Annotated in this window: 7 protein-coding genes; 1 reads left to right on the top strand and 6 read right to left on the bottom strand. The window is 58.1% G+C overall.

From position 1 onward, the window contains the following. Window positions 1–125 precede the first annotated feature (125 nt). Window positions 126–488 carry a cupin domain-containing protein gene (locus AC2FPW_RS16235; RefSeq protein WP_480968046.1) on the top strand — a complete coding sequence of 121 codons (363 nt, stop codon included), beginning with the start codon at window positions 126–128 and terminating at the stop codon, window positions 486–488. Between the two features lie 32 nt (window positions 489–520). Here AC2FPW_RS16235 and AC2FPW_RS16230 read toward each other — a convergent pair whose 3' ends face one another. The 6 genes from AC2FPW_RS16230 to AC2FPW_RS16205 all read right to left on the bottom strand — a co-directional run bounded on the left by AC2FPW_RS16230 (window position 521) and on the right by AC2FPW_RS16205 (window position 6,796). Beyond that, on the bottom strand, window positions 521–1,453 hold the full coding sequence (locus tag AC2FPW_RS16230) for a hypothetical protein (protein WP_496814548.1): 933 nt from the start codon (window positions 1,451–1,453) through the stop codon (window positions 521–523). 7 nt (window positions 1,454–1,460) lie between these two features. Then, window positions 1,461–2,774 carry a TRAP transporter large permease gene (locus AC2FPW_RS16225; RefSeq protein ID WP_480560740.1) on the bottom strand — a complete coding sequence of 438 codons (1,314 nt, stop codon included), beginning with the start codon at window positions 2,772–2,774 and terminating at the stop codon, window positions 1,461–1,463. A 4-nt stretch (window positions 2,775–2,778) separates the two neighbouring features. Further along, window positions 2,779–3,312, bottom strand: coding sequence for a TRAP transporter small permease (locus AC2FPW_RS16220; protein WP_480589049.1), 534 nt, complete (start codon window positions 3,310–3,312; stop codon window positions 2,779–2,781). Between the two features lie 70 nt (window positions 3,313–3,382). Then, complete coding sequence (locus AC2FPW_RS16215; RefSeq protein ID WP_480484889.1) at window positions 3,383–4,360, bottom strand: TRAP transporter substrate-binding protein; 978 nt, start codon at window positions 4,358–4,360, stop codon at window positions 3,383–3,385. A 55-nt stretch (window positions 4,361–4,415) separates the two neighbouring features. Further along, entirely contained in the window at window positions 4,416–5,666 is a 1,251-nt protein-coding gene (locus AC2FPW_RS16210) for an NAD(P)/FAD-dependent oxidoreductase (RefSeq protein WP_496814546.1), read from the bottom strand. Continuing rightward, window positions 5,663–6,796, bottom strand: a complete 1,134-nt coding sequence (locus tag AC2FPW_RS16205; protein ID WP_496814544.1) for an enolase C-terminal domain-like protein — start codon at window positions 6,794–6,796, stop codon at window positions 5,663–5,665. The genes AC2FPW_RS16210 and AC2FPW_RS16205 overlap by 4 nt, the downstream gene beginning before the upstream one ends. Between the last annotated feature and the right edge of the window lie 23 nt (window positions 6,797–6,819).

Genomic DNA, 6,819 nt, shown 5'->3' with positions numbered 1-6,819 from the left:
GGCCACCCGTCCCATAATCGCCCTCAGCGAAGGCAACGACCCCCGCATCACAAAAGGGGCCATCAACGCGCAGAGGGGGGGTCATGCTGTTTTGAAACACACGCCCAGCAGGAGGGTATGATGTCATGACATCTCAGGTTCTCAATCTCTTCGGTGCGCCCGCAACACGCAGCGAACGGCGCCTGGCCGATCTTCCGGGCCGCGTTGTCGACGGCGATCCGCATCACCAGATCGGGATGCATTTTACCAGTCCGGATGGCAAGTTGTCGGCGGGCACATGGACCTCGACGCCCGGAAAATGGCATGCGTTCACGGACAAAGACGAATATTGCTATATTGTCAAAGGCCATTGCGCTTTGATCCACGAAGACGGCACCCGACAGGATTTTCGCGACGGGGCAAGTTTTCTGATCCCGAACGGGTTTCGCGGCTATTGGGAAGTCATTGAGGAAACGACGAAGCACTTTGTGATCCGGGATTGCACGTAAGATCTACAAGATGCTCCGAAGTGCAGATGCCGTTACGCGGTAAGGTTGTTCTTGCCATAAAGGCGTCGCATGATCATGGGCGTCAGGTACATCGGGATCTGATACGCGCCGATGAAGGCCATGATCGGGGCGGTGACATCGGTTGGCAGGGCGACAAAGAATATGGCGATATTCCGGTTTCCCGCGATAATCGATATCGCGGTCGATTTGTCTGCGGGCAGCCGGTTTCGGCTCAGGTGAAATGCAACGGCTTGTGCCCCGAAATTGACCAGACAGGCGAGCGCGATCCAGAAGGCTGCAATGGCGGGATTGTTCAGGGCCGTGGCACTGACCGAAGGCATCAGCCCGATGACAAACACAGCCAAGGTAAGTGCCGCCAAGCCTTCCAAATTCAGTAGCGTCGCGGGTGAGGGTGTGCGCAGAACTGTGCGCCGGGTGATAATGGCAGCCCCGGTTGCAAGTACGATGGTCAGCAGCAATTGCAACCCGGCCAGCAATACAGATTTAATATCCCCCAGTTCGGGCATGAGCAGAAATACGGGCAATGCGGTCAGCGGCAACAGCGCCGTACCCACAACCATCAGCCGCATCGCGTGTTCAGGCGGATGGCCCATCATCAGGCACATATTGGGACTGCCTGAAATGGACGGGGCCGCCGCCATGATCAGCAGGGACAAAAGGACAGGCGTTCCAGTCCATCCCCCCGTGAACCCGATGGCCAGCACGATCAGCGGCATCACGAATTGAAACCCGATGACTGTGAATGCAACCTTCTGCAGATCACTCAGCGACCCGAGAATGGTTTTCGGGTTCATCCTGAGGACGGTAACAAACAGCAACAAAACGACCAGAGGCGGCAGCAGGTTTCGCATCGGCTCGGCCAGAGACGGCAGCAGAAGCCCAGCCGCCAGCCCGGCGATCAGAACATGAGGGCCATGGCGCGCCACCAGATGAAGCGGGTTCAAGGCCGTTCTACCCGCCCGGGCTTTGGCGCAGATTTTCCGGCAGCCATGTCGCCAGATCCGGGAACCAGATGAGGATGAAAACCATCAATACCATGATCAGGAACATCGGGATCGCTGCACGTGCGATATAGCTCATCTCGTGGTTTGTCATGCCCTGCATCACGAACAGGTTGAACCCAATCGGCGGTGTGATTTGCGCCATCTCGACAACAACCACGATGAAGATGCCGAACCAGATCAGGTCGATCCCGGCGTCACGGATCATCGGTTCAACCACGGCCATGGTCAGCACGACCGAAGAAATCCCGTCCAGAAAGCATCCCAGAATGATGTAGAACACCAGCAAGACCATCAGCAGTTCGAACCGTGTCAGGTCCCATCCGGCGATCAGGTCGGCCAGTCCGCGTGGTAGCCCGGTAAACCCCATCGACAGCGACAAAAAGGCCGCCCCCGCAAGGATGAGGGCGATCATCGCACTGGTGCGCGTGGCCCCCATCAGACTTTCGGTAAAGGTCTTCCAGGTCAGCGACCCCTGACCGGCGGCCAGCAAAAGCCCCCCGATCACGCCGAAAGCGGCGGCTTCGGTCGCGGTGGCATAGCCTAGATACATCGACCCGATGACAACGGTGATCAGCAGGATCACAGGCAGCAGAAAGCGTGAGTTTTTGACTTTCTCGGAAAAGCTCAGCTTGCTTTCGTCGTTCGGGTTCCAGTCCTTCCCCAGCTTGGAATACAGCGCGACATAGCCCATGAACATCGCCGCAAGAACAAGGCCGGGGAGGATGCCGGCAAAGAACAGCTTGGTGATCGATTCATTGATCGTCACCCCGTACACGATCAGGGTCAGCGAGGGCGGGATCATCAGCCCCAATGTCGCAGCCCCGGTCAATGTGCCGATGATCATCCGCTCGGGGTAATTGCGTTTGCGCAACTCGGGGATCGACATCTTTCCGACGGTCGTCAGGGTTGCCGCAGACGACCCCGAGACAGCTGCAAAGACAGTACATCCAACGATATTCGTATGCACCAGACCACCGGGCAGGGGGGCCATCCAGGGCGACAGTCCCTTGAACATGTCCTCGGACAATCGCGTTCGGTACAGGATCTCGCCCATCCAGATGAACATCGGCAGGGCGGTCAGGGTCCACGAGGACGATGCCGACCAGATGGTCGTGATCATGACGTCGCCCACGGGGCGTGTCGTGAACAGCTCCATCCCGACCCAGGCAACACCCATCAGGGCCAGTCCGACCCACACACCGGTGCCCAACAGGGTAAAAAGCACAAAGAGGAAGAGGATGATAACAGACAGATTTTCCATGCGCTTACTCCCCGTGGCTCTGATCGGCCAGATCGCGGACGATCCGATGTTCACCGCGGAAAAGGACATGGATCAGGTGATCCGTCAGGGCGATGGCAAGGATCACGGCACCGATCAGCATCGCGGATTGAGGGATCCAAAGGGCGGTTCTATCCTGCCCCTGGCTGACATCGTTGAACTTCCAGCTCCAGTAGACAAAGCGATAGGCATACCAACAGAAATACCACATAACAGCCGTGCCAATGGCAAAGCACCAGACTTCAAGAATGCGCCGCACCCCGTCCGGCACTGCGTTCAGCAGGATCGATACACGGATGTGACTGCCCCGGTTCAGCGCGTTGGCAAAAGCCAGAAAAGAGGCGGCAGCCATCGCATAACCGGCATAATCCGGTGCGCCGGGAAACACTTCGCCGGTCCAGCGGGCCAGCATCTGCACTACGATCAGCAGCAATATGGCAATCAGGCTGAGTGCCGCCAGAACCCCTGCCGCCAGATAAATGAAATCCAATACGGACCGAAGCCCTCGCAAAACCGCCATGCCGTCCCCGCTGTGTTCTGATTGGATGTGAAACGGGCGGCAGGATATGCCACCGCCCGTTCCGAAAGGATTACTGCGACGAATTGAAGGCGTCGACGATGGCCTTGCCTTCGTCCCCAGCGGCCTCCAACCATTCATTGGTCATGGTCACGCCAATCTCTTTCAACTCCTGCACCATCTGATCCGATGCCGGGCCAACGGTCATGCCGCCATCCCGCAGGCCTTGCAACGTAAAGCCGGTGTATTCCTTGGCGCGCCAGTTCCCGGCATATTCCGCCAGTTCCGCACAGCCCTTGATGACGTTCTTGTTGGCATCGGATACACCAGACCAGACGTCGGAATTGACCATCACATAGTTGCGCGGCAGCCAGGCGTCGACCTCGTAGAAATAGTTCAGGCTTTCCCAAACCTTGCGGTCATATCCGGTTGATCCCGACGATATCATTGAATCCGCGACCCCGGTTGCAAAAGCCTGGCTGATTTCAGCCGCTTCGATGGTGACCGGCAGCATCCCGGTCAACTCGGCCAGCCGCGAAGTGGCGTTGTTGTACGAGCGGAACTTGATACCCTTCATCTCGGCGACCGAGTTCACCTCGTTTTTGAAATAAAGACCCTGCGGCGGCCACGGCACTGCATAAAGCAGTGTCAGGTTTTGTTCGGCCAGCAGGCTTTCGATCGAAGGTTTGGCCGCTTCCCAAAGCTTGGCGCTGTCGTCGAATGAAGTTGCAAGAAACGGGATGGAATCAAACCCGAACAATGCGTTTTCGTTCTGATGTCCGGACAGCAACCGCTCACCGATCGGGGCTTGTCCGGTCTGGATCGCGCGTTTGATGTCGGCGCCCTTGAACAGCGATCCGGACGGGTGCGTGACGATTTCAATCTCACCGCCGGTGCCGGTGGTGACGCATTTGGCAAATTCCGCGCCCGTGGCCGAGTGGAAGTTTGACGCCGAATAGGCCATCGGCATGTCCCATTTTTCGGCCATGGCGGGTGCAGCAGCGGTGGCAGTCAGCGCAGTTGCCGCCAGAAGGTTCGTCAGTTTCTTCATCATTCTTCTCCCTGTTGAATTTGGAAACACCGGCGTTTTTTCACCGGTTTGTTTGTTATTTTGCGTATCGTGACGGCGCGTAGACGCTCATGTCGACATTTGGCGTTCTGCCCGCAATCATCTGCGCCAGAAGGCGCCCGGTTTTTGGCCCGCCTGTCAGGCCGATATGGTGATGCCCAAAGCCCATGTAGGCCCCTTTGATACCGGGCACATCGCCAATGACCGGGATCGAGTCAGCCGGGGCGGGCCTGTGCCCCATCCATTCCACTTCCTCCTTCCATGTCACGCCCGGGAACGCCGCCCGGGCATTTTTGCGCATCAACTCGAACGGTGCGCGCGAGGGCGGCGCATCCAGCCCTCCGAACTCGACAATGCCCGCCAAGCGTATGCGCCCATCCATCGGTGTCGCAACGAACTTGCCCGAGACAACCATAACCGGGCTGCGCGGCATCGCGGAAGGCTCTACCAATTCAAGATGATAACCACGTTCGCTTTCAAGAGGAACAGAAACTCCCAAGCGCTTTGCCAATGGGCCCGACCAGATCCCTGCCGTCACGACGGCTGCGTCACAAGCAATGGTCTCGCCACCGGCCCGAACACCGGTGACACGTCCGTTTTCCCTAACCAAATCTTCGACATTTGCGCGTATGAAACGACCTCCGTTCGCCTCAACATGCGCGGCAAGGTCTTTCACGTACCGGCCGGGGTCGGTGATATGGCCATGATCCGAAAGCCGGGCGGCAAATCCGATGCCCTGACTGTAAACCGGGTCATATTCATGGAAGGCGTGACCTTCCAATTCGTCCCACCGAAACCCGTTCCTGCGCCGGATCTCCCAACCAAAGGCATCTTCCTCAAAATGCGCGCGATCCCTGTAAAGAAACAGGTAATCTGACGGAACCAGCCACTTTTCCGCCCCCGTTCCGGCCGCCAGCGCCTTGTGGTCATTCAGGCTGTCGCCAACGATGGATGTCAGTGCTGCGGCGATCCTCTCGACGTCGGCGGCGTTTGCATGTCTGAGGTATTTCCAAAGCCACGGAAGAAGCTTTGGCAAATACCCCCATTTCAGGAACAAGGGTTGCGAGGGGCTCAGCAGCATCTTCGGTGCTTTTCCCAACAATCCGGGGACTGTTACCGGTACGATAGAACACGAGGCCAATACCCCGCCATTCCCGTGCGAGGTACCTTCGGCAGGGCCTGCCTTGTCGATCAGGATCACATTGTGACCATCCCGCTGCATCCAAACCGCAGTCGAAACGCCGACAATTCCGGCCCCTATGATGGCTATGGTTTTCTTTTCCGTCATTCTGTCACCGCCTTGGCAACCGCATAATGATTCAGTTTGGTCAGATCGGGTCTGCCGCCAAGCCCGGGGCTTTGAGGCACGCAAACCTGACCGTCCTTGACCTGAAATGGCTGCTCCAGAATGTCCTCTTTCAGGAAATAGGACGCCTGATAAAACTCACAGCCCAGAGAGATTTCCGGTGTCGCGGCAATCATGTGCGTGCCCGCCAAATGGGCCAGGCCAGCCTCGAACATGTCACCTCCATAGGCCGTCAGGCCATGGGCCGCAGCGATGCGCGCAACCGTCTGCCCGCGGGTCGGGCCGCCTGACTTCATGATCTTCACCGAAACCCCGTCGCAGATCCCTTCGCGGGCTGCGCGCTCCATGTCTTCGGGGCCAAAGACGCTTTCGTCGGCCAGAAGGGGAACATCCGTCATCTGCCGCAGCTTTGCCATCATGCCAAACTGATGGGCGCGGACAGGTTGTTCAATGAAATCCGGTTTGAACTGAGCGACGTCCCGCACCTGCGATGACGCATCATCAATGCTGAGCCCTTGATTATAGTCCACGCGCACCGAGAGCTCCGGGTAGTTCTGGGCAAGGTACTCCAGCCGCATGATGTCGAAGGCGTGATCCTTGAACCCGGTCTTGAGTTTGACAATCCGAACACCATCCTCACGCAGGCGTGCCAATAGTTCGATGTCCTGGGCAAAGTCGGGATTTGCGATGGAACAACTCAGCGGAATGCTGTCGCGGTAGCGACCACCCAACAAGGACCAGACCGGAACATCGCTGATCCGGCCTGCCAGATCCAACAGCGCGGTTTCCAGCGCGGCCTTGGCTTCGGTGCAATGTGCCACCGCGTAAGCCGCACGTGCCATGATTGCGGCCCGATCCCCAACGCATGCCCCAAGAACGTGAGGGCGCAGATAACGGTCCAGCGCGGCAAAACTCGCTTCGGGTGTTCCGGTGAATACCGACCAGGGCGATGCCTCGCCATACCCTTGGGTGCCATCCTCGGATGTCAGGCGCAGGATGACGACTTCGCAAACGCCTTCAACCGACCCGATGCCGTGATCCCGGCGGGATGTGACCGGCAGTTCAAGATGCCACAGGTCATAACCGATGATTTTCTGTGCCAGATTGCTCATTTCGCCCCCTGTCGATGGGGAAA

It is taken from the genome of Ruegeria sp. SATB027, from assembly GCF_059613825.1.
The sequence above is the reverse complement of the archived record's forward strand: the minus strand, read 5'-3'. Positions and strand labels throughout refer to the sequence as shown.

Bases quoted from the DNA above. Each gene is read 5' to 3' on its own strand.
- AC2FPW_RS16215 (WP_480484889.1), bottom strand. From the start codon at position 4,360: ATGAAGAAACTGACGAACCTTCTGGCGGCAACTGCGCTGACTGCCACC.
- AC2FPW_RS16210 (WP_496814546.1), bottom strand. From the start codon at position 5,666: ATGACGGAAAAGAAAACCATAGCCATCATAGGGGCCGGAATTGTCGGC.
- AC2FPW_RS16235 (WP_480968046.1), top strand. From the start codon at position 126: ATGACATCTCAGGTTCTCAATCTCTTCGGTGCGCCCGCAACACGCAGC.
- AC2FPW_RS16205 (WP_496814544.1), bottom strand. From the start codon at position 6,796: ATGAGCAATCTGGCACAGAAAATCATCGGTTATGACCTGTGGCATCTT.
- AC2FPW_RS16225 (WP_480560740.1), bottom strand. From the start codon at position 2,774: ATGGAAAATCTGTCTGTTATCATCCTCTTCCTCTTTGTGCTTTTTACC.
- AC2FPW_RS16220 (WP_480589049.1), bottom strand. From the start codon at position 3,312: ATGGCGGTTTTGCGAGGGCTTCGGTCCGTATTGGATTTCATTTATCTG.